Genomic DNA, 24053 nt, shown 5'->3' with positions numbered 1-24053 from the left:
ATGACCGACACGCTCACCCTCGGCAAGGCCCTCAACCTGGGCCTGCGCCGCGCCATGGAGGACGACGCCAAGGTCGTGCTCATGGGCGAGGACATCGGCCGGCTCGGCGGGGTCTTCCGGATCACCGACGGCCTGCAGAAGGACTTCGGCGAGCAGCGCGTGGTCGACACCCCGCTGGGCGAGGCCGGCATCCTCGGCACCGCGGTCGGGCTGGCCATGCGCGGGTACCGCCCGGTCTGCGAGATCCAGTTCGACGGGTTCGTCTTCCCCGCCTACAACCAGATCGTCACCCAGGTGGCCAAGCTGCACGCCCGCTCGCGTGGCCGGCTGCCGATGCCGATCGTCATCCGCATCCCCTTCGGTGGCGGCATCGGTGCGGTCGAGCACCACAGCGAGAGCCCGGAGGCCTACTTCGCGCACACCGCGGGTCTCAAGGTGGTCGCGGTGAGCTCCCCGGCCGACGCGTACTGGGGCATCCAGCAGGCCGTCGCGCACCCCGACCCGGTCGTGTTCCTCGAGCCCAAGCGGCGGTACTGGGAGAAGGGCGTCGTCGACACCGACGCCACGCCCGGCCCGCTGTTCGGCTCCCGGGTCGTGCGCGGCGGCGACGACGTCACCGTGCTGGCCTACGGCCCGATGGTGAAGACGGTGCTGCAGGCCGCCGAGGTCGCCGCCGGCGAGGGCCGCTCGCTGGAGGTCGTCGACCTGCGCACGCTCTCGCCGCTGGACCTGGACCCGGTGTACGACTCCGTGCGCCGCACCGGCCGCTGCGTCGTCGTGCACGAGGCGCCGGTGACCCTGGGCCTGGGCGCGGAGATCGCCGCCCGGGTGACCGAGACCTGCTTCCACTCCCTGGAGGCGCCGGTGCTGCGCGTCGGTGGGTACGACACCCCGTACCCGCCGTCCAAGTTGGAGGAGGACTACCTCCCCGACCTCGACCGCGTCCTCGACGCCGTCGACCGATCGCTGGGGTTCTGATGGCCGACCTGCGTCAGTTCGCCCTGCCCGACATCGGTGAGGGGCTCGCCGAGGGTGACCTCCTCGCCTGGCTGGTCGCGGTGGGCGACACCGTCACGGTCAACCAGCCGCTGTGCGAGGTCGAGACCGCCAAGGCCGCCGTCGAGCTGCCCAGCCCGTACGCCGGCACGGTCACCGCGCTGCTCGTCGAGGCCGGGACGACGGTCGACGTCGGCGCGCCGATCATCACCATCGACGTCGGCGGGGACGCTGCCGCGCCGGCCGCGCCTCCCGGGGGGCGTAGCGCCGTCCTGGTCGGGTACGGGCCGCGCACCACCGAGGCGGCCCGCCGTCCGCGCCGGTCGGCGGCCCCGCAGGTCCTCCCGGAGGCCGACCCCGGCAGCGGGGCCGAGCGGCCGCCGCTGCTCGCCAGCGCGCCCGACGTGACGGTCAAGCCGGTCCGGCACGGCGGCCTGGAGGTGGGGCGGGCCGCGGAGGCGAACGTCGCCGCCGCCGACACGGAGGCCGCCGCGCCGACCTCGACGGTGCCCGGCTCGGGGCCGCTGCGCCCGCTGGCCAAGCCGCCGGTGCGCAAGTACGCCCGGGACGTCGGGGTCGACCTGGCCGCGGTCACCGGCACCGGCGCGGGCGGGGTCGTCACCCGTGCCGACGTCGACGCGGTGCGGGGCCTGTCCGACCACCCGGCCGGCGCCGCCACGGCGCGCACCGAGGTGGTCCTCGACGAGACGCGGATCCCCGTCCGGGGCGTCCGCAAGCACACCGCCGCGGCCATGGTGGCCAGCGCGTTCACCGCGCCGCACGTCACCGAGTTCCTCACCGTCGACGTCACCCGCACGATGAAGCTGCGTCAGCGCCTGATGGCCCGCCCCGAGCTCGCCGGGGTGAAGGTCAGCCCGCTGCTGTTCGTGGCCAAGGCGGTGCTGCTGGCCGCGAAGCGGCACCCGATGGTGAACAGCTCCTGGGACGAGGCGGCGCAGGAGATCGTGGTGAAGAGCCGGGTGAACCTCGGCATCGCCGCGGCCACCCCGCGCGGGCTGGTCGTGCCCAACGTCAAGGACGCCGGCGCGCTCACCCTGCCCGAGCTGGCCGCGGCGCTCGCCGACCTGACCGCCACCGCGCGGGCGGGACGCACCACGCCCGCCGACATGAGCGGCGGCACGATCACGATCACCAACGTGGGCGTCTTCGGCGTCGACACCGGCACGCCGCTGCTCAACCCGGGCGAGTCGGCGATCCTGGCCTTCGGCGCGGTCCGCGCGATGCCCTGGGTGCACAAGGGCGAGGTCGTGCCGCGGCAGGTGACCACGCTGGCGCTGTCCTTCGACCACCGCGTCATCGACGGGGAGCTGGGGTCGAGGTTCCTCGCCGACGTCGGTGCCCTGCTGCACGACCCGGGCACCGCCCTCACCTTCTGATGCGCACTCGACTGGAGCCACTGCTCGCCTTCGCCGCCGGCTCGGCGGTGCCGGCCGGCTTCGGCTGGCTGGGCGACACGGGGGAGCTGCTCGACCGGCCGGTCGAGACCTGGATCAGCACCCGGATGACGCACGTCTTCGCGCTCGGTGCGCTGCTCGACCACCCCGGCGCCGCCGGGCTCGCCGCCCACGGCGTCGACGCGCTGCGCACCGGCCCGCTGCACGACGCCGAGCACGGCGGCTGGCGCTCCAGCACGGACGACGACACCAAGGCCGCCTACGTGCACGCCTTCGTGGTGCTGGCGGGTGCGAGCGCCACGGCGGCGGGCGTCGAGGGCGGGCGGGCGCTGCTCGACGAGGCCCTCGACGTGTGGGAGGGCCGGTTCTGGGACGACGAGCAGGGCCTGGCCCGGGAGTCCTTCGACCGCACGTGGACCACCGGCGAGGACTACCGCGGTGCCAACGCCAACATGCACGGCGTCGAGGCGATGCTGGCCGCGGCCGACGCGCTCGCCGCCACCGACCCCGGGACGGCGGCCCGGCTGCGCACCCACACCCTGCGGGCGGTCGAGCGGGTCGTGCACGGCTGGGCCCGCGAGCGGGACTGGCGGCTGCCCGAGCACTTCACGCCCGACTGGGAGCCGCTCCCGGAGCTCAACCGGGACCGCCCCGCCGACCCGTTCCGGCCCTACGGCGTCACCGTCGGGCACCAGTTCGAGTGGTCGCGGCTGTGCCTGCACCTGGCGGCCGCGCTGGGGGAGCACGGCCCGGGCTGGCTGACCGCCGACGCCGACCGGCTCTTCGTCGCCGCCGCCGATCGTGGCTGGGCCGCCGACGGGCACGACGGCTTCCCGTACACGCTGGACTGGTCCGACGCCCCGGTGGTGGGCGCCCGGATGCACTGGGTCCTCTGCGAGGCCGTCGCCGCGGCGGCCGTGCGGTACGCGGTGACCGGCGACCCGCGGGCGGCCACCCTGCAGCGGACCTGGACCGACCTCGGCGACCGGCTGTTCCTGGACCCCTCGACCGGCAGCTGGCACCACGAGCTCACCCCCACCGGTGAGGTCGGCTCCGGCACCTGGGTGGGTCAGCCCGACGCGTACCACCTGGCGCAGATGCTGCTGCTGCCCGGCCTGCCGGTGCGCGGCAGCCTGGCCGCCGCCCTGCTCGCGCGGCGCTGACGGTCCGCTCGGCCGGGCCCGCGTCTGAGCCACCGCCCTGCCCCCACCGCAGGACGGTGGGGGCAGGGGCTGGGGTCAGTCAGCGTCGAGGTCGCTGGCCACCATGTCGGCGATGCGGGTCAGTGCGGCCTCGTCGTCGGAGCTGACCACGACGTCGGTGCCCTGCTTGGCGCCCAGCGTCATGATCATCAGCGGTGAGCCGGCGTCGACCGGGTTGCCGCCGGGGGTCGCCAGCGTCACGGGCACGCCGGACTGGCCGACGGCCTCGGCGATCAGCGCGGCCGGGCGGGCGTGCAGACCGACGGCGGAGCCGACGGTCACGGTCTTCGAGGGCATCGATGCCTGCTTTCTGGAGGGGGCGGGCTGACGATCATCGTCTCAGGAGGACGCGCGCACGGCAGCGCCACCCGGTGCCGCAGCCCCGGACATGGCCGCCTCGGACGCCGCCCCGGGGGTGGTGCCGTTCTGCCGGCCGATGCTCTTGGCCACGGTGACGGCCAGGCCGCCGACGATCGCACCGATCAGCACCGCCACGACGAAGAGCACCGCCTGCGTCATGGCGAAGAAGACGAAGACGCCGCCGTGCGGGGCCCGCAGCTCGGTGCCGAAGACGCCGACGAGCGCGCCGGTGGTGGCACCGCCGAGCATCATCGAGGGGATGACGCGCAGCGGGTCGGCGGCGGCGAACGGGATGGCGCCCTCGGAGATGAACGAGGCGCCGAGCAGCCACGCGGCCTTGCCCTGGTCCCGCTCCGCGGGGGTGTACAGCCGGGACCGGACCGCCGTCGACAGCGCCATCGCCAGCGGCGGCACCATCCCCGCGCCCATCACCATGGCCATGATCTGCAGGTTGGCCGGGCTCGGCTCGGCGACGCCGATGCCGGTGGTGGCGAAGACGTAGGCCGCCTTGTTCACCGGCCCGCCGAGGTCGAAGCACATCATCAGACCGAGGATCACGCCCAGCAGGACGATCGAGCCGCCGGTCAGCCCGGTGAGGAAGTTCCCCAGCCCGGTCAGCGCGGCGGCCAGCGGCTGGCCCAGCAGGGCGACCATCAGGCCGCTGGAGATCAACGTGGCCAGCAGCGGGATGATCACCACCGGCTGCAGCCCGCGGGCGAACGCGGGCAACGCCCAGCCGGCGATCCACCGTGCCGCGAAGCCGGCGATGATGCCGCCGACCACGCCACCGAGGAACCCGGCGCCCATGGTCACCGAGACCGCGCCGACGACGAAGCCGGGGACGATGCCGGGGCGGTCGGCGATCGCGTAGGCGATGTAGCCGGCCAGCGCCGGGACGAGGAACCCGAACGCGGCCTGGCCGAGCACCGTGCACAGCGCCCCGAGGTAGCCCCGGAACCCGTCGTAGAGCCCCTCACCCTCCGCTCCACCGGGCAGGTCCAGGAAGCTGTTGTCCAGCGCCCAGCTCAGCGCGTAGCTCTGGCCGGCCGCCGAGGCGGGGTTGCCGGTGACGATCCGGTACCCGCCGAGCAGGAAGCCCAGCGCGATGAGCAGGCCGCCGGCGGCCACGAACGGGATCATGTAGCTGACCCCGGTGAGCAGCCAGCGGCGGACCTCCGAGCCGGTGCCGGGGCGGTCGCCGGTGTCGGCGGACCGCCCGCCGTCGCCGGCGGCGCCGGGCACCCGCCGGGCGTCCGGGTCGTCGGCGGCCGCGAGCGCCTCGCGGATCATCACCTCGGGCTCGTTCATCGCGCGCTTGGTGCCCGACTGGACCAGCGGCTTGCCGGCGAACCGGTCCCGGTCCCGGACGCCCACGTCGACGGCGAAGATGACCGCGCCGGCCCGGCTGATCACGCCGGGGTCCAGCGGGGTGGAGCCGGACGAGCCCTGCGTCTCCACCTGCAGGTCGACGCCCATCTCCTTCGCCGCGGCGGCGAGCTTGTCGGCGGCCATGTAGGTGTGCGCGATGCCGGTCGGGCAGGCGCTGACCGCGACCAGGCTGCGGGCGCTGCTGGTGCCGGTCGCGGTCGGCGGGGTGGCGCCGGACGTCGTCGCGGTGGCCCCCGCCCCGGTGCCGGCCCCGGCAACGGCGGGCGCCGGAGTCGGGGAGACCACCTCCTCGACCAGGCCGACCACCTCGGCCGCTGTGCGCGCGGCCCGCAGCGAGGCGACGAACTCCGGCCGGACGAGCGCCCGGGCCAGCGCGGTGAGCAGGGTCAGGTGGTCGGCGTCGCCGTGCTCGGGGGCGGCGATCAGGAAGACCAGGTCCGCGGGCCCGTCAGGTGCACCGAAGTCGACCCGCGGCGCCAGCCGGGCGAAGGCCAGCGAGGCCTGCGTGACCGCCGCGGACCGGCAGTGCGGGATGGCGATGCCCCCGGCCAGCCCGGTGGGGGCCTTCGCCTCCCGGGCCAGCGCGTCCTGGGCCAGGGCGTCCGCGCCGGTGGCCCGGCCGGCCCCGGCGACGAGCGCGGCCAGCCGGTGCACGACCGCGGCCTTGTCGGTGCCCAGGTCGGCGTCGAGCGCCACCAGGTCGGTCGTGATGAGCGTGGACATCGGACGTACCTCCGGGAGCTCGGCGCTGAGCTGGTGGACAGGACGTGCTGGACCGAGTGTGCTCCCGGCTCAGGCGGTCGGCTGGACGGACACGGCGCCGGGGTCGGCCTGGTCGGGGCGGGGGACGGCGGAGCCGGGCAGCCCTGCGGCGGCCGAGCCGTAGGCGACCGCGGTGGCCAGCCGCTCCTCCGGCGGGGCGCCGGCCAGGTCGGCGAGCACGTAGCCGGCGAGGCTGGAGTCCCCGGCCCCGACCGTGCTGCGCACCGTCGTCGGTGGCGGCGCGGCCGACCAGCACCCGGCGGCCGTGGACAGCATCGCGCCGTCGGCCCCCAGCGTGAGCAGCACCTCGGCGACCCCGCGGCGGTGCAGGTCGTCGACGGCGGCCCGGACGGCGGCGGGGTCGGCGAGCAGGGCGGCCTCGGTGGTGCCGGCCAGCTGCGCCAGCTCCTCGGTGTTGGGCTTGACCAGGTCCGGGGCCGCCTCGGGGCCGGCCGCCAGCAGCGCGAGCAGCGGCGCCTCGGAGGTGTCCACGGCGATCCGGACGCCGGTGGCCCGCAGCTGGCGCACCAGCTGGGCGTACCAGTCGACCGGGGTGCCCGTGGGCAACGAGCCGGACAGCGCCACCCAGCGTGCGCTGCCGGCGGCGGTGGTCAACAACGAGCCCAGCGCCGCGCGGACGTCGTCGTCCAGGGCGGCGCCGGGCTCGTTGAGCTTGGTGGTGGTGCCGTCGGGCTCGGTGAGCGTGTAGTTGGTGCGCACCGGCGAGGGCACCGGGACGACGGCCGGGGGCAGCCCGATCGCGGTGAGCGCCCGCACGAACGGGTCGTCGGCCGCCGCCGGCAGCACGGCCAGGACGTCGACGCCGGCCGCGGCGACCGCGCGGGCCACGTTGACGCCCTTGCCGCCGGGCTCGGTGGTGCTGGGGGCGAGCCGGGCCACGCCGCCGCGGTGCAGCGGGCCGGGCAGGGTGAGCGTGCGGTCGAGGCTCGGGTTGGCGGTCAGCGTGACCACCTGCGGGCCGGGGGAGGTCGTCATGCCTGCAGCACCTCGATCCCCTGCGCCTCGAGGTCGGCGACGACGGAGGGGTCGGCCTCGTCGTCGGTGACCAGCACGTCGATCTCCTCCAGCCCGGCGAACCGCACCAGGTGCTCGCGGCCGAGCTTGCTGCTGTCGGCCAGGACGACCACCCGCTGGCCGGCCCGGGTCATGGCGCGCTTCACCGACGCCTCGGCCTCGTCGGGGGTCGAGCAGCCGTGCTGGGCGCTGATCCCGTTGGTGCCCAGGAAGACCACGTCGGCGCGCAGGTCGGCGAGCGCGTGGACGGTGGACTCGCCGACCGCTGACTGGGTGACGCCGCGGACCCGGCCGCCCAGCAGGTGCAGGGAGATGCCGGCGACCCCGGCCAGCCGGGCGCCGATCGGCACCGAGTTGGTGACGGCGAGCAGGTCGCGGTCACCGGGCAGCACCTCGGCCAGCGCGGCGGTGGTGCTGCCGCCGTCCAGGACCAGGCTGCCGTGCCCGCCGGGGACGAACTGCAGCGCGCAGGCCGCGATCCGGCGCTTGGCGTCGGTGCGGGTGTTGCGGCGCTCGCCGAGCCCGGGCTCGACGACGGTCAGCGCGCCGATGGGGACCGCGCCCCCGTGCACGCGGCGGAGCATGCCGACCTGCTCGAGGACGGCGAGGTCGCGGCGCACCGTCTCGGTGGTCACCCCGAAGCGCTCGGCGACCGCGGTGACCGCGACCCGGCCGCGCTGGGTCACCAGCCCGACGATGGCCTGCTGGCGTTCCTCTGCGTACACGGACACCTTCCCGGGTGGTGTGGTGATGAGGTCGGCTGGTGGGATGGGTGCGGACGCGTGCCCGGGACATGCCCGATCATGTTGTCTTGAGGCTGGTTGTCCGTTGTTTTATCTGCGATCGATTGACAAGTCAAGACTTGCACGTGAGCCTGGTCACCAGCAGGCCCGGGGGTCCGCCGGGAGCGTGTCCCGCCGCGGCAGCTCGCCCCCCTGGCCCCTACTCGAACGCGAGGTCCCGATGTCGTCCCTCTCCTCCACCGCGACCGCCGGGCCGGAGCTCGGTGGCCCGACCGTGCTGACCGGGACCCCCGTGGTCCCCGGGGTCGCCGTCGGCCCGGTCGTGCGCCCCGTCGGCTCCGTCGAGCTGCCGGCCACGCCGGGGCCCGAGGTGGCGGAGGCCGACCGTGCCGCCGAGCGGGAGCGCTTCACGGCAGCGGCCGGGGCGGTCGCGGAGCGGCTCGCCGAGCGTGCCGCCGCCGCCACCGGGGTGAGCGCCGAGGTCCTCAACACCACCGCCCAGCTGGCGCGCGACCGCGGCCTGCTGTCGACCGTCGAGCAGCGGATCCTCACCGGGGCCACCGCGGAGGTCGCCACCGTGGGCGCGGCCGAGCAGTTCGTCGAGCTCTTCTCCGGGCTGGGCGGCGTCATGGCCGAGCGGGCCACCGACGTGCGGGACATCCGCGACCGCATCGTGGCCGAGCTGACCGGCCAGGGGGAGCCCGGGGTGCCCTCGCCGGAGACGCCGTCGGTGCTGCTGGCCGACGACCTGGCCCCCGCCGACACCGCCGGGCTCGACCCGACCCGGATCATCGCGCTGGCCACCCGCTTCGGCGGCGCGACCAGCCACACCGCGATCATCGCCCGGCAGCTCGGGCTCCCGTGCGTCGTCGCCGTCGGCGGTCTGGACGACGTCCCGGAGGGCGCGCTGGTGCTGGTCGACGGCGACCACGGCACCGTCACCGTCGACCCCGACCCGGCGGAGGCGCAGCAGCAGGTGGCGGCCGCGCAGACCGCCGCCCTCGCGCTGGCGGAGTACCGCGGTCCGGGCGCGACCCGCGACGGCCACCCGGTCCAGGTGCTGGCCAACGTCCAGGACGGCGCCGGGGCGCGCGGCGCCGCCGCGGCGGCGGCCGAGGGGGTCGGGCTGCTGCGCACCGAGCTGGCGTTCTTCGGTCGCACCGAGGAGCCCTCGGTGTCCGACCAGGTCGAGATCTACGCCGGTGTCCTGGCCGCCTTCCCCGACGGCAAGGTCGTGGTCCGCACGCTGGACGCCGGCTCCGACAAGCCGCTGCCCTTCGCCACCCCGCCGGACGAGGCCAACCCCGCGCTGGGCGTGCGCGGGCTGCGCACCGCCCGTCGCGACCCCGGGATGCTCGTCCGGCAGCTCGACGCCATCGCGCAGGCCGCCCGGGAGACCGGGACCAGCCCGTGGGTGATGGCCCCGATGGTCGCCACCGTGACCGAGGCCGCGGAGTTCGCCGCCCAGGTGCGCGAGCGCGGGCTCACGCCCGGGGTCATGGTCGAGGTGCCCTCGGTCGCGGTGCTCGCCGACCGCTTCCTCGAGCACCTGGACTTCCTGTCCATCGGCACCAACGACCTCTCGCAGTACACGCTGGCCGCCGACCGGCTGAGCGCCGACCTGGCCGACCTCACCGACCCCTGGCAGCCGGCCCTGCTGGCGCTCGTGGCGGCCACCGCCGCCGCCGGCCAGCGGGTGGGCAAGCCGGTCGGCGTCTGCGGCGAGGCCGCGGCCGACCCGCTGCTGGCCTGCGTGCTCGTCGGCATGGGGATCAGCTCGCTGTCGTGCGCGACTCCCTCGATCGCCGGGGTCGGTGCCCGGCTCGCCACCGTGGACCTGGCCGCCTGTCAGCGGGCCGCCGAGGCCGCCCTGACCGCGGCCGACCCGCAGTCCGCACGGACCGCGGCCCGGGAGGCGCTCGCCGGCTCCTGAGCCCGCCCCGCCGCCGGCCCCGTGCCGGTGGCCACCCTGGGTGAGCCCGCTCCAGCAGAGAGCCCCGCCGGTCGATGGAGACCGGCGGGGCTCTCGTACGTCGTGCCGGTGACCGGCGGGCGGCGCAGGTGTCCGGCGGGTGAAGGATCGACGGCTCGTCACCCCTTCGGATGACGGATACGTCGGGGAGTTGAGCGACACACCCTGCGATCCGATGGAATAGAAGCCGTTGCGCCTGCTTTAATACAGGCGTAACAACCACTCGGGACCACCGGAAGAAGGCAGTGACATGAGCAGCGTGACCTCCAGCTGGCGTCAGCGTCGGCAGGCGTCGCGTACGCGCCGCGCCCTGGACCAGGCCGTCGCACGCACGAGCAGCCCCGCGATGCGGGACGAGCTGCTGACCATGGCGAACAGCACCCAGTTCACCAACATCCTGCGCTGACGCCGCCGCCCTCCGGCGGAGGGTGAGCTCAGCAACGCACCGCGACCCCGGACTCCCAGCGGGAGCCGGGGTCCTCTGCTGTCCGGGCCCTGCTCAGCGCAGGCGGGCGCGGAGGGCGACCTGGTCGTCGGCGCCGAAGCCGTGCTGCTCCAGCCAGGCCAGCGGGCCACCCCAGCGCTGGTCGACCAGCGCCAGCACCCGGCGCATCGTGTCCGCCCGCGGGGTGTGGTGCTCGACGGGGCGGGCCATGTCCTCGGCGTAGGTGTCGGTGGCGGCCAGCCGCGCCACGATCGCGTCGATGACCTGCGCGGTCAGCGCGTAGTCGGCGACGATCGTCTCGCTGTCCACCCCGGCCACCGCCAGGGCCAGCGCGCAGACGACGCCGGTGCGGTCCTTGCCCGCGGCGCAGTGCACCACCGCCGCGCCGGGCCCGCCGGTGGCCAGTGCCCGCAGCGCACCCACGACCTGGTCGGGGCTGTCGGTGAGGTAACCGAGGTAGGAGCGGACGGCGGGTGGCTCGGCCTCCTCGCCCGGGCCCACCTGGCGCGGCAGCACCGACTCGCCCCAGCCGGCGGGCAGCTGCGCCCGCAGCTCGTCGTCGTCGACCTCGGCGGCGAACACGTCGGTGCGCAGCCCGCGCTCGGGGAGCAGGCCGACGTGGCGGTGGGTCACCGAGGCGACGTCCCGCAGCGGGCCGCGGCCCTCCAGCAGGATCTCCGCGGTGGTGCGCAGGTCGACCACCTCGGTCAGGCCGATCTCCGCCACCAGCCGGTGCACGTCGGCGGGGCTGAGGTCCTGCAGGTTGTCGCTGCGCAGCACCCGCCCGGACGCCGTCGTCCCGCCGTCGGTGGTGGGCAGGCCGCCCAGGTCACGGGTGTTGGCGGTGCCGTCGAGGTGCAGCCAGCGGTCGGTGCTCACCTCTGCGACCGTAGGGCCTCAGCCGGCGTCGAGCAGGTCGCGGCAGACGGCCAGCAGCCGCTCCCGCAGGACGGCGCCGCGGGCGGCGAACCCGCGTTGGGCCGCGACGTAGGCCGCCTTGCCCTCCGGCGTCTCCACGGCGACGGGGGCGTATCCGTGGGCGGTGAGGTCGTAGGGGGAGGCCCGCATGTCCAGCTCGCGGACGTCGGCGGCCAGCGCGAAGCAGTCGGCCAGCAGCTCGCCGGGGGTGGCCGGGCTGAGCTTGTACGCCCACTTGTAGAGGTCCATCGTGGCGTGCAGGCAGCCGGGCTGCTCCAGGTCCTGCTGGGTGTCGCGGGTGGGGCGCAGGGTGTTGCGCGGGACGCCGGCCCGGGTGAAGAAGCGGAACGCGTCGATGTGGCTGCACTGCACCTTGTGCGCCTCGACGACGGCGTCGGTGCCCGCCTGGCCCAGCCGCAACGGCAGCGCGTGGCGCACCTCGCCGTCCTCGGGGCGGTAGAGCATCGCCCACTCGTGCATGCCGAAGCAGCCGAACTGCCCGGCCCGGCCCGCCGTGGCGCCCAGCAGGCCCTCGACCCACCCGGCCGCGGCCCGCCGCTTGGCCAGGAACGCCGGCACGTCGAGCCCGACGCCGCGGACCACCCCACCGTCGGCCCCCCGCACGTCGACCTCCGCGTAGAGCGGCCAGGTCAGCCGCTCGCGCGCGGCGTCACCGAGCAGGACGGCGCCCACGCCGGGGTGCCAGCGCCGCAGCCGGCCCGGCGTCTCGGAGTAGTAGGTGAAGAGGAAGTCCAGCACCGGGTGGGCGACGCCGGTGCGGCGGCGCTCGGCGTGCGGGGCGACCCAGGTGTCCATCCGCCGCTGGTGCGCAGCCTCCCGCGCGGTCCACTCCACCTCGGCCAGGGCCGTCGGGGCAGCGGTCAGCAGCACCCGGCGAGCCTAGCCGCGGAGGGCGTGGCCTCAGGCGTTGCCGGGGCGGGTGACCTCGTCGTCGCGCTGCGCCTCGTCGTCGGTGAGCAGCACGGTGTCCTGCTCCCCGCCGTCGGACCGGTCGTTGCCGGGCGTGCCGTCGACCAGGTTCTCGGGCGACGGCGCGGACCCGTCCTCCAGTGCGTCGCCGTAGCCGGTGCCGCTGCCTTCGGTCATGGTCGCTCCTCCAGGGTGGTCGGTGGTCGAGCGAGTGCCGCGGGCGCGGACGTCGTCGTCCCCTGGCCTTGCCCGGGGACGACGCACGTCATGCGTGCCGGTCAGTCCAGGGCGGGGCCGGCCTCATGGCGGGGGTGGCCGACGGTGCGCTCGCGCTGCTTCATCCGCGCCTCCAGGACGTGCCGGTCACCGCCGGAGAGCTGGTCGCGGGCCTGCTGGTCGGCGGCGCGGAAGGCCGACCAGTAGCTGGCGTCGAAGTCCTCCACGATCTGGAAGGTCCACCGGTCGGCGATCACGTTGCGGCCGACGAGTTCGCGCTCGAGGGAGTCGGCGAGCTCGGTGTTCCCGGTCGCGCGGAACTCCTCGACGGCCTCCTGCAACAGCCGGTCGGCCTTGCCGGTGAGCTGGTGGAACCCGTACAGCAGACCACGGGCCTGCTCGACGGTCTCCAGGGACTCGGAGAGCTTGCCGAGGGCGGAGACGACGTCGTCGTCGAGGTCGGGGCGGGAGCGGTCGGTCACGGACCCATCGTGGGGGCAGCGCCGCCGCTCTGCCCGTCGGCCCCGCTGCAGGGTCCCACCGCGAGCGTGCGAGTGGTGGGGGGCCGTGGGTCCTTCAGCAGTGCCCGGCGACGGCCGAGTCGACGAGCCGCTCGGCGAGCCGGCGGCCGTGCGCGGCCGGGCCGTCGGGCCCCAGCAGCCCGCCGGACAGCTGCATCCCGTCGATGATCAGGTGCACCTGGGCGGCGAGGTCCTCGGCGGCGTCGGGCACCAGCTCACCGGCCAGCGCGAGCAGCCGCATGTGCAGCTCGTACTTGTAGTCGGCGGCCGCACTGCGGGCCGGGTGCTGCGGGTCGTCGTACTCGCTGCTGACGTTGGTGAAGGGGCAGCCGCGGAAGCCGGCGCGGGTGACGTCCCGCTCGACGGCGTCGACCACCGACAGCAGCGCGGCGCGGGGGTCGTCCTCCAGCCGGATCAGCTCGGCGTCGATGGCCGACAGCACGGTCGCGGCCTTGCGCGAGAGGTAGGCGCCGACCAGGTCGTCCTTGCTCTTGAAGAGCCGGTAGACGGTCATCTTGCCCAACCCGGTCTCCCGGACCAGCTCGTCCATGCCGACGCTGCGCGAGCTGCGGGCGGAGAACAGGCGCTCGGCGGTGTCCAGGACGATCTCCTGGCGCTCGGCGCGCGAACGGCGGGCCGGGGCGGCGTCCTCGGTGAGGTGCAGAGGCAGTGCAGCGGCAGTCACACGAGCGATCGTGCAGCACCTCGTGACGGAGCGGTTCGCGGCACGCCGACGTGTCGGACCGACTGCGCACCGTCACCGGTACAGGTGGTGTGACCTGGGGTTCCCGGTGCTCGGTGGGGCGGGTGTGACGGTCCGGCGACCTGCCCCGGGCCACCGCCCGAGGGGGTCGGCGGTGGCCGTGGGGCGGGCCGGACGGGTGGGTCAGGCGCGACGCGTGCGACGCGGGTTGGCCAGCATCCGGGACACCGCACCCGCCGTGGGCTGCTGCGCGGCCTCGACCGGGGGGCTGGTCGTCTCGTCGTTCGGCCGGTTGTCCTGGTCCTGTGGCATGGGCTCCACCTTCCCTGGTCGTCACCGTGAGCGAAACCGCTCCGGACTCGCGCACCCCATCGGGTGATGAGACGTCTATCACGAATTGTCCCGCCCGGACAGCGGGGCGGGGACGCCGTCGGACGACACGCGGACGCCGCACCGGAGGGGGCCGCAGCGGCGGGCGCTCGTCCCCGGTCCCTGCTGCGTGAGATCCTGCGGCCGATGACCGCGCCCGTCCCTGCCCTCAGCCTGCGCAGCGCCGGGCTGTCCTTCGGCGACCGCGTGCTGTGGAGCGGCCTGGACCTCGACGTGCAGCCCGGCGAGTTCATCGCCGTGCTCGGCCCGAACGGCGCCGGCAAGTCCAGCCTGCTCAAGGCCGTGCTCGGTCAGCAGCCGCTGTCGGCGGGCGACCTGCTGATCGCCGGCCTGCCGCCCGCGCGCGGCCGGCACCGGGTGGGCTACGTGCCCCAGCAGAAGTCGATGGACGCCGCGACCCCGCTGCGTGCCCGCGACCTGGTGGCCCTGGGCATCGACGGCCACCGCTTCGGCCCGCGACGCCGCTCGGCCGCCGAGCGGCAGCGGATCGCCGACGCGCTGGAGGCCGTCGGGGCCACCGGGTACGCCGACGCCCCGGTCGGGCTGCTCTCCGGCGGGGAGCAGCAGCGGGTGCGGATCGCCCAGGCGCTGGCCACCGACCCGACGCTGCTGCTGTGCGACGAGCCGCTGCTCTCCCTCGACCTGCGTTCGCAGCGTGCGGTGGCCGGGATGATCGACCGGCGGCGGCGCGAGCACGCCACCGCGGTCGTCTTCGTCACCCACGAGATCAACCCGGTGCTCGACCTGGTCGACCGGGTGCTCTACGTCGCCAACGGCCAGCACCGCATCGGCCCGCCGGGCGAGGTGCTGACCTCCGCGACCCTCAGCGAGCTCTACCGCACCCCGGTCGACGTGCTCAACGTCCGCGGCCGGGTCGTGGTGGTCGGGACGCCGGACGAACCGGGTGGCTGCACGCACCACGACCTCACCCCCGCCGACCCCGGCCGCCGGCCGGCCGGAGGAGACGCCTGATGGACCGCCTCTTCGACTTCCGCGACTACGGCGAGCTGCTGGGCCTGGTCCACAACTCGCTCATCGCAGCGGCTCTGCTCGGGGTGGTGGGCGGCCTGATCGGGGTGTTCGTCCAGGTCCGCGACATGCAGTTCGCGGTGCACGGGATCAGCGAGCTCTCCTTCGCCGGCGCCGCCGCGGCCCTGCTGCTGGGCGGCAGCGTCGCGCTGGGCTCGGTGCTGGGCTCGGTGCTCGCCGCGGGGCTGATCGGCTGGCTGGGCGTCCGGGCGCGGGACCGCAACTCCGTGATCGGTGTCCTGATGCCCTTCGGTCTGGGGCTGGGGGTGCTGTTCCTGTCGCTCTACGAGGGGCGGGCGGCCAACAAGTTCGGCCTGCTCACCGGGCAGATCGTCGCCGTCGACACGGTGCGCCTGGGCTGGCTGGTGGGGGTCTCGGTCGTGGTGCTGACCGGCCTGGCGCTGCTGTGGCGCCCGCTGATGTTCATCAGCGTCGACCCCGAGGTCGCCGCGGCCCGCGGGCTCCCGGCCGGGCTGCTCTCGATCGCCTTCACCCTGCTGCTGGGGCTCGCCGTCTCCCTGGCGGTCCAGGTGGTGGGGGCGCTGCTGGTGCTCTCGCTGCTGGTCACCCCGGCCGCCGCGGCCTTCCGGGTGACGGCCTCCCCGGTGCTCGCCCCGCTGCTGAGCACGGTGTTCGCGGTCGTCTCGGCGGTCGGCGGCATCCTGCTGGCGCTGGGCGGCACGATCCCGATCAGCCCGTTCGTCACCACGATCTCGTTCACGATCTACCTGGTCTGCCGGGCCGTCTCCGTGTACCGCCGGCACTCGGGCTGGGGCACGCGGACCCCCGAGGAGCAGCCGGCCGCGGTGGCGGTCCCGTGAGCACGGTGCCGTCCCGCCCGGCGGGCCCGTCCGTGCGGCCTCCGACCGCACCGCCGCGACGCCGTCCCGACCGCCCGGCGCCGGCCCGGCCGGGACCGGCCGCACCGCAGCCGGGCGCGACCGAGCCGGCGGACCCGTCGCCGGGCACGCCGGACCCCGCGGCACCGGCCGCTCTGCAGGAGTCGGAGGTCAGGCGCCGCTGATGCGGTTGTCGGGGTCGACGCCCTCGGCAGCGGCCTCGGCGCCCTCGGCGGGCTGACCGGGGTGCGGCGTGCGTCCGGTCTCGGTGACGTCGTCCGACGTCGGCTGGCCCTCGGCGGGCTCCTCGGGGTGCGGGGTGCGTCCTGTGGTCTCGGTCATGTCCGCCCTCCTGCCCCGGGCCGCCGACCGGCAACCCTCAGCCGACGGGAACGGCCTCCGGGGTGCGGGGCAGCAGTGCGCGGACCGCGTCGTCGTCGGGCAGGGCGCCGCGGGCGCCGGGCCCGGTGGTCGACAGCGCCGCCGCGGTGACCGCGTAGCGCACCGCGTCGGCCAGGGAGCGGCCGCGGTCCAGTGCGCTGCTCAGTGCACCGCAGAAGCTGTCGCCGGCGCCGGTGGTGTCGACCGGGATGACCGGCGGCGGGGCCTGCAGCAGCGGCGGTGCGTCGCCGGTGACGACCAGCGCGCCCCGCTCGCCGAGGGTGACCACCACCGACGGCGCCAGGCCGCGGGCGAGGGCGGCCAGCTCGGCCGGGGTGCGCGCGCCGGGCTCGGCGCCGGCCAGCCGGACCAGCTCGTGCTCGTTGGGCACCAGGACGTCGACCCGGGCCAGCAGCTCACCGGGCAGCGGCTGGGGCGGGGCCGGGTTGAGCACCACGGTGCCCCGGGTCGCGGCGGCCGCGGCCTGCACGGTGGCCAGCGGCACCTCCAGCTGCAGCAGCAGCACCCCGGCGCGGTGCACCGACTCCACGTCGACGTCGGTGGCGGTGAGCCGGGCGTTGGCCCCGGGCACCACCACGATCAGGTTCTCGCCGCCGGCGGCCTCCACCGGGATCGTCGCCGTCCCGGTCGGGACGCCGTCGGTGCGCTGCACGCGGCCCACGTTGACCCCTGCGTCGGCCAGCGCAGCCAGCTGCCGGCCCGCGGCAGGGTCGGCGCCCACCCGGCCGACCATGTGGACGCCCGCACCGAGCCGGCCGGCGGCGGCGGCCTGGTTGGCGCCCTTGCCGCCGGGCAGCACGGCGACGGCCGAGCCCACCACGGTCTCGCCCCGCCCGGGCAGGCGGTCGACGGTCACCACGACGTCCTCGTTGAGGCTGCCGACCACGGTCACGGACACGGGGGCCTCCTGGTGATCACCACGGGCGCGGAGCCTACGGGCGCGGCGTGGCGTCCCCGACGGGGCCGAGGCGACGCTGCCGGATGGGCAGCACGTACCAGAGGACGACGCCGAACACCGCCACGACCACGGCGCCGACCACCGCCGAGGGCCGGCCCAGCGCCACGTCCAGGACGAGCAGCGTGGCGCTGGTGATCGCCAGCAGGAGCAGCGCCAGCCCGGTGAGCAGCAGCCGGTCGGCCACCGCCACCAGGGCGGCCTTCTGCTGCCGCCGGAACACCAGCCGGTGGAAGGACACGGGTGCGACCAGGGTCAGCGTGGCCAGCGCCGTCGACAGCAGGGTGACCGTGTAGACGGTGAGCCCGACGTCGTCGAGTGAGTCGAAGCGGGCCTGGAACGGCAGGGTCAGCAGGAAGGCGAACAGCAGCTGCACGCCGGTGAAGGCGACCCGCAGCTCCTGCAGCAGCTCGGCGAGGTTGCGGTCGAGCACCTGGTCGGGGCTCTCGCCGCGGCGCTCGGCGGTCCGCTGCACCAGCTCGTCGTCCAGGCGGCCGTGCGGCACGCGGCCCCCGGCCGCCGGTTTCCCGAGCATGCGTCCGCGGTACCCGGGGACTCCACGGCCAGACACACGGAGGACGGACATGTCCGGAGCGGACACAGACAGCGACACGATCCGCCGCGAGTTCGGCGAGTCGGTGAACATGACCGCCGGTGAGCTCGAGGGGTGGCTGGCCACCGAGGAGTCGCAGTCGGTCGGCCAGAAGAAGGACGGCGCGGCCGAGTCGACCGGCCACGAGTCCGGACGCCGCATCGTCGAGCTGCTGCACACGAAGAAGGCCGACCTCACCGACGACGACCTGGCGCACATGCGCAAGGTGCACGGCTACGTGCAGCGTCACCTGGCCCAGGAGCCCGAGCACGAGGACGTCGAGACCTCGAAGTGGCGGTACAGCCTGATGAACTGGGGCCACGACCCGCTACGGGGTGGGTCGGGCGGGGCCGAGGGCTAGCGTCCGGCGGGTGCGCCCCAACGACCCCGCGCAGTACGACCAGCTGGCCGACCAGTGGTGGCAACCGACGGGCGGCTTCGCGATGCTGCACTGGCTCGCAGCCTCGCGCGCCGATCTCGTCCCGCCCGCGGCCCGGCCGGGGGCGCTGCTGGTCGACCTCGCCTGCGGCGGCGGGCTGATGGCCCCGCACGTGGCCCGGCTCGGCTACCGGCACGTCGGGGTCGACATCGGGCTGGCCGGCCTGCGCACGGCCCGCGAGCACGGGGTCACGGTGGTGCGCGGGTCGGTGCTCGCCGTCCCGCTCGCCGACGGGTGCGCCGACGTGGTCACCGCCGGCGAGATCCTGGAGCACGTCGAGGACCCCGGTCAGGTGCTCGCCGAGAGCGCCCGGCTGCTGCGGCCCGGTGGCGTGCTGGTCGTCGACTCGATCGCCGGCACCCGGCTGGCCGGGCTGGTCGCGGTGACGGTCGCCGAGCGCCTGCCCGGTGGCCCGCCGAAGGGCATCCACGACCCGGCGCTGTTCGTCGACCGCCGCGAGCTGCTGGCCGCCGCCGACCGGGCGGGGCTTGACCTGCGGCTGTGGGGGCTGCGGCCCTCCGTGCGCGACCTGGTGGCCTGGCGGCGGGGCCGGCGCGACGTCGTCCGCATGCGCGCCATGGCCTACAGCGGCATCCTCTTCGCCGGCGTCGGCAGCAAGCGGGGCACGACCGGGCGGCGCACCGCCGACGCCGCACGTACGGTCGGGCCATGAGTGGAGCGGTGATCACCGGCGCGGGGCACGCGCTCCCGGCCACCTACACCCAGCGCGACGTGTGGGACGAGTTCTTCGCCGCGCAGTACGACGGCGTCCGTGCGGCCGAGCGGGTCTTCATGGCCGCCGGGGTGACCACCCGGCACGCCGTGGCCTACCCGGGCGACGAGGACCTCACCCAGTGGGGCACCGGCGCCCGCATGGAGCGCTACATCACCGAGGCGGTGCCGCTGGGCAAGCAGGCCGTCGCCGGTGCACTGGACGGGGCGGGGCTCGCCCCGGGCGACGTCGGCCTGTTCGCCGTCGCCACCTGCACCGGCTACGCCACCCCGGGGCTGGACATCCGGCTGGCCAGCGACCTCGGCATGTCGCTGGGCACGCAGCGGCTGCTGATCGGGCACATGGGCTGTTACGCAGCCCTCCCCGGGCTCGGCGCGGTCGGTGACTACGTCGCCGCGCGGTCCCGGCCCGCGGTGCTGCTGTGCCTGGAGCTCACCAGCCTGCACGTGCAGCCCGCGCTGCCGGAGCTGGAGCAGGTCGTGACGCACTCGCTGTTCAGCGACGCCTCCGCCGCCGTCGTCATCGAGCCCGGCGCCGGGCGCGGACGCCGGATCGCGGCCACCGTCGCCCGCACCGACCCGGCCACCGCCGACCACATGACCTGGGACGTCACCGACCTCGGCTTCCTGATGGGGCTCTCGCCGCGGGTCCCCGACGTCCTGGGCCGGCACGTCGGGGGCGTGGTGGAGGAGCTGCTGGCCACCGCCGGCCTGCGGAGCGAGGACGTCGCCGGCTGGGCCGTGCACCCGGGCGGGCCGCGCATCCTCGACGTCGTCCGGGACACCCTGGGCCTGGCCGAGGAGCAGCTGAGCGCCTCGCGCCGGGTGCTGGCCGAGCACGGCAACTGCTCCTCGGCGACCGTGCTGCTCGTCCTCGAGGAGCTCGGGGACGTCGACGGCCCGGTCGTCGCGCTGGCCTTCGGGCCGGGTCTGACCCTCTACGCCACCCTCCTGCTGCCCGCCTGAACTCACAGGTCGGCCCGGGTGCACGCCGGGAGTGATCAGGAGCACACTCGGGCCCACATGCCCTCCAGCGCATGCACCGCCGGGTGAGTTCCCCGGCCCGGCGGCGTCCCCAGGACAGAGGAGCTCCCAGATGGCTGGCAACAGAGGCGTTGCGTACATCGAGCCGGGCAAGGTCGAGGTCCACGAGACCGACTACCAGAAGCTGGAACTGCTGGACGGGCCGGGTGTGAACCCGGCGAACGTGGGCCGCAAGCTCAACCACGGCGTGATCCTCAAGGTGGTCACCACCAACATCTGCGGCAGCGACCAGCACATGGTCCGCGGCCGCACGACGGCACCGCCGAACCTGGTGCTCGGTCACGAGATCCTCGGCGAGGTCGTCGAGAAGGGCTCCGACGTCGAGTTCATCGAGGTCGGCGACATCTGCTCCGTGCCGTTCAACATCGCCTGCGGGCGCTGTCGCAACTGCAAGGAGGGCAAGACCGGCATCTGCCTGAACGTGAACCCGGCCCGTCCCGGCGCCGCCTACGGCTACGTGGACATGGGCGGCTGGGTCGGTGGGCAGGCCGAGTACGTCACGGTGCCCTACGCCGACTGGAACCTGCTGAAGTTCCCCGACCGGGACCAGGCCCTGGAGAAGGTCCTGGACCTGACGATGCTGTCGGACATCTTCCCGACCGGCTTCCACGGCGCGGTCACGGCCGGGGTGAAGCCCGGGTCGACGGTCTACATCGCCGGCGCCGGCCCCGTCGGGCTCGCCGCGGCGGTCGGTGCCCAGCTGCTGGGCGCCGCGGTGGTCATCGTCTCCGACCTCAACGAGGGCCGGCTGGCGCAGGCCCGCAGCTTCGGCTGCGAGACCGTCGACGTGTCCAAGGGCTCGCCGCAGGACCAGATCGAGCAGATCCTGGGCGTGCCCGAGGTCGACGCTGCGGTCGACGCGGTGGGCTTCGAGGCGCGCGGGCACGGCGAGGGCGCGGGCAAGGAGGCCCCGGCGACGGTGCTGAACTCGCTGATGGAGATCACCGCCGCCGGCGGCGCGATCGGCATCCCCGGGCTCTACGTCACCGGTGACCCGGGCGGCATCGACGAGGCGGCCAAGGTCGGCGCGCTGTCGCTGTCGCTGGGCACCGGGTGGGCGAAGTCCATCTCGTTCACGACCGGCCAGTGCCCGGTGATGCGCTACAACCGCGGCCTGATGATGGCGATCCTGCACGACAAGGTGCAGATCGCGAAGGCGGTCAACGCGACCACCATCTCGCTGGACGAGGCACCGCAGGGCTACGCGGAGTTCGACTCCGGCGCGGCCAAGAAGTACGTCATCGACCCGCACGGGATGGTCCCCCAGAAGGCTGCCTAGCCGACCGGCGCCGTCCACGTGCCCCCGCGGCGCGTGGACGGCGCACCTGGCGTCACCACAGCTCGCCGCGGCGCCAGTCGCAGACCAGCCGGCTCGCGGGGTCGAGCCCGGCCGGTGTCGCGGGGGTGGGCAGCACGAACACCTCCTCGTCCGGCGTGGGGACGACGCCGTCCGGGGTGAGCGCGGCCAGCGGACCGGCCCACGGGACCCACCCCCGCGCCGCGTACAGCCCGCGGCCGTCCTCGCTGGCCGACAGCGCGCCGAGCTCGTGGCCACCGGTCACCAGCCGCTCCACCTCGGCCATCACCGCGCTGCCCACCCCGCGGCGGCGCAGCGCGGGGGCGGTGGCGACCGCCTCGACGAAGCCGGTGCGCAGGGTGTGCGGACCGGCGACGAGCTGCCGCTGGACGACCGCGGCGTGCCCGGCCAGCTCGCCGTCGACGGTGGCGAGCACGTGCACCCCGCCGAGGGCGTGCGCCCACGACTCCTCGCCGAACCGGCCGCCGTAGGCGGCGTCCAGGAAGCGGCGCAGGGCTGCCCGCTCGGTCCTGTCGAGGTCGGCCGTCGGCAGGGACCGCACGGTGGGGAGGGAGCTCATCCGATCACCCTCGCCCACGGCCGGCCCTGGTGCAGCCCGGCCCCGACGGCGCACTGACCTGCACCGACGAGCAGGGCACCGGCCGCGCGTCCCGGCGTCGTCCGCGCGGGCCGTCCCACTGTGTGAACCCTGGGGCGGAGTGATTCGGTTGCCTGCTACATAATTCTGGCGACCGGTGCGGAGCCCGGGCGCTCGGCGCTGCCCGGGCGCCGCCGAGCCGCTACGGTCGGCTGACCGGTGCCACCCGCGCACGTACCACGCCCTGCCTGGAGGCCCTCCCGTGACACCGCCCCGTCGTCCCCGCCTGCTCCCCGCATGAGCGTCGTGCTCGAGGCCCGGGGCGTGGTGAAGTCCTTCGGCCACGTCGACGTCCTGCGCGAGGTCGACTTCGCCGCCCGCGCCGGTGAGGTGACCGCCCTGATCGGCGACAACGGCGCCGGCAAGAGCACCCTCATCAAGATCCTGTCCGGTGCCCTGCAGCGCGACGGCGGCGAGGTGCTGATCGACGGGAAGCCGGTGCAGATGGGCTCCCCGACCCGAGCCCGCGAACTCGGCATCGAGACCGTCTACCAGGACCTGGCGCTCGCGCCCGAGCTCGGGCCGGCCGAGAACGCCTTCGCCGGCCGGGAGCTGCTCCGGCCCGGGCTGGCCGGCCGGCTCGGGATGCTGGACAAGAAGACGATGCGGGCCCGCGCCGAGGAGGCCTTCACCTCGATGGGCACCGACGTCAAGGACCTGGACGCGCCGGTCGGGGCGCTGTCCGGTGGTCAGCGGCAGAGCGTGGCCATCTGCCGGGCGGTGATGTGGGCCCGCCGGGTCGTGATCATGGACGAGCCCACCGCCGCGCTCGGCGTGCGCCAGACCGGCAAGGTCATCGAGCTGGTCCGCCGGGTCGCCAGCACCGGCGTCGCCGTCGTGCTGATCACCCACAACATGCCCGAGGTGCTCGAGGCGGCCGACCGCGTGCAGGTGCTGCGCCTGGGGCGGATGGTCGCCGACCTGGAGGCGCGCACGGCCACCGTCGAGCAGCTCGTCGGGGCCATGACCGGCGCGCTGGACGTCCGGACCGACACCCCCGGAGACCACCGGTGACCGCCATCGACCCGGCCAAGGCCCCGGACGCCGAGCGCACCGGCACCACCGCGAAGGGCCGTCGCGGGCGGCGCCTGCTCGGCTCCTCGCCGGCCTACATGACCGCGGTCCTGCTGGTGCTGGTGCTCGTGTTCGCCTTCGCCGCGCCCGACTCCTTCCCGACCCCGGTCACCCTGCGCAACGTGCTCACCGACATGGCGGTGCTGTTGGTCATGGCCGTCGGCGCGACGTTCGTGCTGGTGGCCGCCGGGTTCGACATCTCCATCGGCTCGGTGCTCGTCTTCTCCGGCGTGTGCGCCGCGAAGGTGATGGAGACCCAGGGCGGCGACGGCGCCGGCACCGTGGTGCTCGGGGTGGTCACCGCCCTGCTCGCCGGCGCGGCGTGGGGCGCGGTCAACGGGCTGGTCATCTCCAAGCTCAAGGTGCCCGCACTGATCACCACGCTGGGCTCCATGGGCGCGGCCCTGGGTGCGGCGCTGCTCATCAGCAACGGCACCGACGTGCGCACCGTGCCCAAGGCGATGATCAGCGTCGCCACCGACCGCCCGCTGGGCGTCAGCTGGCTGGTCTGGGTGGCCGCGATCGTGGCGCTGATCGGCGGGTTCGTGCTGTCGCAGACCCGGTTCGGTCGGCACACCCAGCTCATCGGCAGCAACGAGGAGTCCGCCCGGCGGGCCGGCGTCGACGTCGACCGGCACACCTTCTGGCTCTACACCGCCAACGGCACGCTGGCCGGCCTGGCCGGTCTGCTCTCCCTCACCCGCTTCGCCACCACGACGATCAGCGGCCACACGAGCGACGGGCTCGAGGTCATCACCGGCGTCGTCCTGGGCGGCACCAGCCTCTTCGGCGGGGTCGGCACGGTGATCGGCACGGTGATCGGCATGGCCATCCCGACCGTGCTCAACAACGGCTTCATCCAGCTCAACGTCCAGCCGTTCTGGCAGGAGGTCGCCATCGGCATCGTCCTGGTGGTGGCCGTCTACCTCGACCAGCTCAAGCGCCGCCGGCGCAACCAGCCCTGACTCCTCCCGTCGCCCCACCCCGAACCCCAG

The 24053-nt window shown here is 75.1% G+C and carries 27 protein-coding genes; 13 read left to right on the top strand and 14 right to left on the bottom strand.

The features are described from left to right. The 3 genes from GCU67_RS04875 to GCU67_RS04865 are packed head-to-tail and all read left to right on the top strand — an operon-like array spanning position 1 to position 3574. A complete protein-coding gene (locus GCU67_RS04875; RefSeq protein WP_163609948.1) occupies positions 1 to 978 on the top strand; it encodes an alpha-ketoacid dehydrogenase subunit beta in 978 nt (325 codons plus the stop codon). After that, positions 978 to 2393, top strand: a complete 1416-nt coding sequence (locus GCU67_RS04870) for a dihydrolipoamide acetyltransferase family protein (RefSeq protein ID WP_163609947.1) — start codon at positions 978 to 980, stop codon at positions 2391 to 2393. Before GCU67_RS04875 ends, GCU67_RS04870 begins: the two co-directional genes overlap by 1 nt. Further along, a complete protein-coding gene (locus GCU67_RS04865; RefSeq protein WP_163609946.1) occupies positions 2393 to 3574 on the top strand; it encodes an AGE family epimerase/isomerase in 1182 nt (393 codons plus the stop codon). The genes GCU67_RS04870 and GCU67_RS04865 overlap by 1 nt, the downstream gene beginning before the upstream one ends. A gap of 75 nt (positions 3575 to 3649) precedes the next feature. Here GCU67_RS04865 and GCU67_RS04860 read toward each other — a convergent pair whose 3' ends face one another. The 4 genes from GCU67_RS04860 to GCU67_RS04845 all read right to left on the bottom strand — a co-directional run bounded on the left by GCU67_RS04860 (position 3650) and on the right by GCU67_RS04845 (position 7884). Next, positions 3650 to 3910, bottom strand: coding sequence for an HPr family phosphocarrier protein (locus GCU67_RS04860; RefSeq protein WP_163609945.1), 261 nt, complete (start codon positions 3908 to 3910; stop codon positions 3650 to 3652). A 42-nt stretch (positions 3911 to 3952) separates the two neighbouring features. Further along, positions 3953 to 6085 (bottom strand): PTS fructose transporter subunit IIABC, encoded by a 2133-nt coding sequence (locus GCU67_RS04855; RefSeq protein ID WP_163609944.1) that lies wholly within the window; start codon positions 6083 to 6085, stop codon positions 3953 to 3955. Positions 6086 to 6154: 69 nt separating this feature from the next. Further along, positions 6155 to 7120: a 1-phosphofructokinase family hexose kinase gene (locus GCU67_RS04850; protein ID WP_163609943.1), complete on the bottom strand. Its 966-nt coding sequence runs from the start codon at positions 7118 to 7120 to the stop codon at positions 6155 to 6157. After that, entirely contained in the window at positions 7117 to 7884 is a 768-nt protein-coding gene (locus GCU67_RS04845; RefSeq protein ID WP_163609942.1) for a DeoR family transcriptional regulator, read from the bottom strand. The genes GCU67_RS04850 and GCU67_RS04845 overlap by 4 nt, the downstream gene beginning before the upstream one ends. A gap of 238 nt (positions 7885 to 8122) precedes the next feature. Between GCU67_RS04845 and GCU67_RS04840 the strand changes: the two genes are divergently transcribed. Together GCU67_RS04840 and GCU67_RS04835 are read left to right on the top strand one after the other, a co-directional pair. Then, on the top strand, positions 8123 to 9835 hold the full coding sequence (locus tag GCU67_RS04840; protein WP_163609941.1) for a putative PEP-binding protein: 1713 nt from the start codon (positions 8123 to 8125) through the stop codon (positions 9833 to 9835). 289 nt (positions 9836 to 10124) lie between these two features. After that, positions 10125 to 10280, top strand: a complete 156-nt coding sequence (locus GCU67_RS04835; protein WP_163609940.1) for a hypothetical protein — start codon at positions 10125 to 10127, stop codon at positions 10278 to 10280. A gap of 93 nt (positions 10281 to 10373) precedes the next feature. Here GCU67_RS04835 and GCU67_RS04830 read toward each other — a convergent pair whose 3' ends face one another. The 6 genes from GCU67_RS04830 to GCU67_RS22265 all read right to left on the bottom strand — a co-directional run bounded on the left by GCU67_RS04830 (position 10374) and on the right by GCU67_RS22265 (position 13919). After that, positions 10374 to 11198 carry a tyrosine-protein phosphatase gene (locus tag GCU67_RS04830; RefSeq protein ID WP_163609939.1) on the bottom strand — a complete coding sequence of 275 codons (825 nt, stop codon included), beginning with the start codon at positions 11196 to 11198 and terminating at the stop codon, positions 10374 to 10376. Positions 11199 to 11216: 18 nt separating this feature from the next. After that, positions 11217 to 12128 carry a 3-methyladenine DNA glycosylase gene (locus GCU67_RS04825; protein WP_338104769.1) on the bottom strand — a complete coding sequence of 304 codons (912 nt, stop codon included), beginning with the start codon at positions 12126 to 12128 and terminating at the stop codon, positions 11217 to 11219. 30 nt (positions 12129 to 12158) lie between these two features. Next, positions 12159 to 12344 carry a hypothetical protein gene (locus GCU67_RS04820; protein ID WP_163609938.1) on the bottom strand — a complete coding sequence of 62 codons (186 nt, stop codon included), beginning with the start codon at positions 12342 to 12344 and terminating at the stop codon, positions 12159 to 12161. 101 nt (positions 12345 to 12445) lie between these two features. Continuing rightward, on the bottom strand, positions 12446 to 12865 hold the full coding sequence (locus GCU67_RS04815; RefSeq protein ID WP_163609937.1) for a hypothetical protein: 420 nt from the start codon (positions 12863 to 12865) through the stop codon (positions 12446 to 12448). Positions 12866 to 12959: 94 nt separating this feature from the next. After that, positions 12960 to 13589, bottom strand: a complete 630-nt coding sequence (locus GCU67_RS04810) for a TetR family transcriptional regulator (RefSeq protein ID WP_163609936.1) — start codon at positions 13587 to 13589, stop codon at positions 12960 to 12962. Positions 13590 to 13790: 201 nt separating this feature from the next. Beyond that, positions 13791 to 13919, bottom strand: coding sequence for a hypothetical protein (locus GCU67_RS22265; protein WP_276508393.1), 129 nt, complete (start codon positions 13917 to 13919; stop codon positions 13791 to 13793). Positions 13920 to 14123: 204 nt separating this feature from the next. Here GCU67_RS22265 and GCU67_RS04805 point away from each other — a divergent pair, with 204 nt between their 5' ends. Together GCU67_RS04805 and GCU67_RS04800 are read left to right on the top strand one after the other, a co-directional pair. Continuing rightward, positions 14124 to 14969, top strand: a complete 846-nt coding sequence (locus tag GCU67_RS04805; protein ID WP_211660769.1) for a metal ABC transporter ATP-binding protein — start codon at positions 14124 to 14126, stop codon at positions 14967 to 14969. Continuing rightward, positions 14969 to 15847, top strand: coding sequence for a metal ABC transporter permease (locus tag GCU67_RS04800; RefSeq protein WP_163609934.1), 879 nt, complete (start codon positions 14969 to 14971; stop codon positions 15845 to 15847). The genes GCU67_RS04805 and GCU67_RS04800 overlap by 1 nt, the downstream gene beginning before the upstream one ends. Positions 15848 to 16036: 189 nt before the next feature. Here GCU67_RS04800 and GCU67_RS04795 read toward each other — a convergent pair whose 3' ends face one another. The 3 genes from GCU67_RS04795 to GCU67_RS04785 are packed head-to-tail and all read right to left on the bottom strand — an operon-like array spanning position 16037 to position 17757. Next, on the bottom strand, positions 16037 to 16207 hold the full coding sequence (locus tag GCU67_RS04795; protein ID WP_163609933.1) for a hypothetical protein: 171 nt from the start codon (positions 16205 to 16207) through the stop codon (positions 16037 to 16039). Between the two features lie 37 nt (positions 16208 to 16244). Continuing rightward, on the bottom strand, positions 16245 to 17165 hold the full coding sequence (locus tag GCU67_RS04790; protein ID WP_163609932.1) for a PfkB family carbohydrate kinase: 921 nt from the start codon (positions 17163 to 17165) through the stop codon (positions 16245 to 16247). Between the two features lie 34 nt (positions 17166 to 17199). Beyond that, positions 17200 to 17757, bottom strand: a complete 558-nt coding sequence (locus GCU67_RS04785) for a DUF6328 family protein (RefSeq protein WP_246214582.1) — start codon at positions 17755 to 17757, stop codon at positions 17200 to 17202. A 49-nt stretch (positions 17758 to 17806) separates the two neighbouring features. On the opposite strand from GCU67_RS04785, the gene GCU67_RS04780 reads away from it, so the two are divergent. The 4 genes from GCU67_RS04780 to fdhA all read left to right on the top strand — a co-directional run bounded on the left by GCU67_RS04780 (position 17807) and on the right by fdhA (position 21308). Further along, positions 17807 to 18175 carry a DUF3140 domain-containing protein gene (locus tag GCU67_RS04780; RefSeq protein ID WP_163609931.1) on the top strand — a complete coding sequence of 123 codons (369 nt, stop codon included), beginning with the start codon at positions 17807 to 17809 and terminating at the stop codon, positions 18173 to 18175. A gap of 10 nt (positions 18176 to 18185) precedes the next feature. Continuing rightward, positions 18186 to 18926 (top strand): methyltransferase domain-containing protein, encoded by a 741-nt coding sequence (locus tag GCU67_RS04775; protein ID WP_338104768.1) that lies wholly within the window; start codon positions 18186 to 18188, stop codon positions 18924 to 18926. After that, positions 18923 to 19951 (top strand): type III polyketide synthase, encoded by a 1029-nt coding sequence (locus tag GCU67_RS04770; protein ID WP_163609930.1) that lies wholly within the window; start codon positions 18923 to 18925, stop codon positions 19949 to 19951. Before GCU67_RS04775 ends, GCU67_RS04770 begins: the two co-directional genes overlap by 4 nt. A 130-nt stretch (positions 19952 to 20081) precedes the next feature. Next, positions 20082 to 21308, top strand: coding sequence for a formaldehyde dehydrogenase, glutathione-independent (gene fdhA, locus GCU67_RS04765; RefSeq protein ID WP_163609929.1), 1227 nt, complete (start codon positions 20082 to 20084; stop codon positions 21306 to 21308). Positions 21309 to 21360: 52 nt separating this feature from the next. Here the strand turns inward: fdhA and GCU67_RS04760 are convergent, their stop codons facing one another. Beyond that, positions 21361 to 21906, bottom strand: coding sequence for a GNAT family N-acetyltransferase (locus tag GCU67_RS04760; protein ID WP_163609928.1), 546 nt, complete (start codon positions 21904 to 21906; stop codon positions 21361 to 21363). Positions 21907 to 22221: 315 nt separating this feature from the next. Between GCU67_RS04760 and GCU67_RS04755 the strand changes: the two genes are divergently transcribed. Beyond that, the gene (locus GCU67_RS04755; protein WP_163609927.1) at positions 22222 to 22998 is read left to right on the top strand and encodes an ATP-binding cassette domain-containing protein; all 777 of its coding nucleotides are present in this window, start codon (positions 22222 to 22224) and stop codon (positions 22996 to 22998) included. Then, positions 22995 to 24023 carry an ABC transporter permease gene (locus GCU67_RS04750; RefSeq protein WP_211660768.1) on the top strand — a complete coding sequence of 343 codons (1029 nt, stop codon included), beginning with the start codon at positions 22995 to 22997 and terminating at the stop codon, positions 24021 to 24023. Before GCU67_RS04755 ends, GCU67_RS04750 begins: the two co-directional genes overlap by 4 nt. Positions 24024 to 24053: the final 30 nt, after the last annotated feature.

The sequence above is a fragment of the Modestobacter muralis genome, from assembly GCF_010682105.1.
Lineage (GTDB): Bacteria > Actinomycetota > Actinomycetes > Mycobacteriales > Geodermatophilaceae > Modestobacter > Modestobacter muralis.
This window is presented reverse-complemented; position numbering and strand designations above follow the sequence as displayed.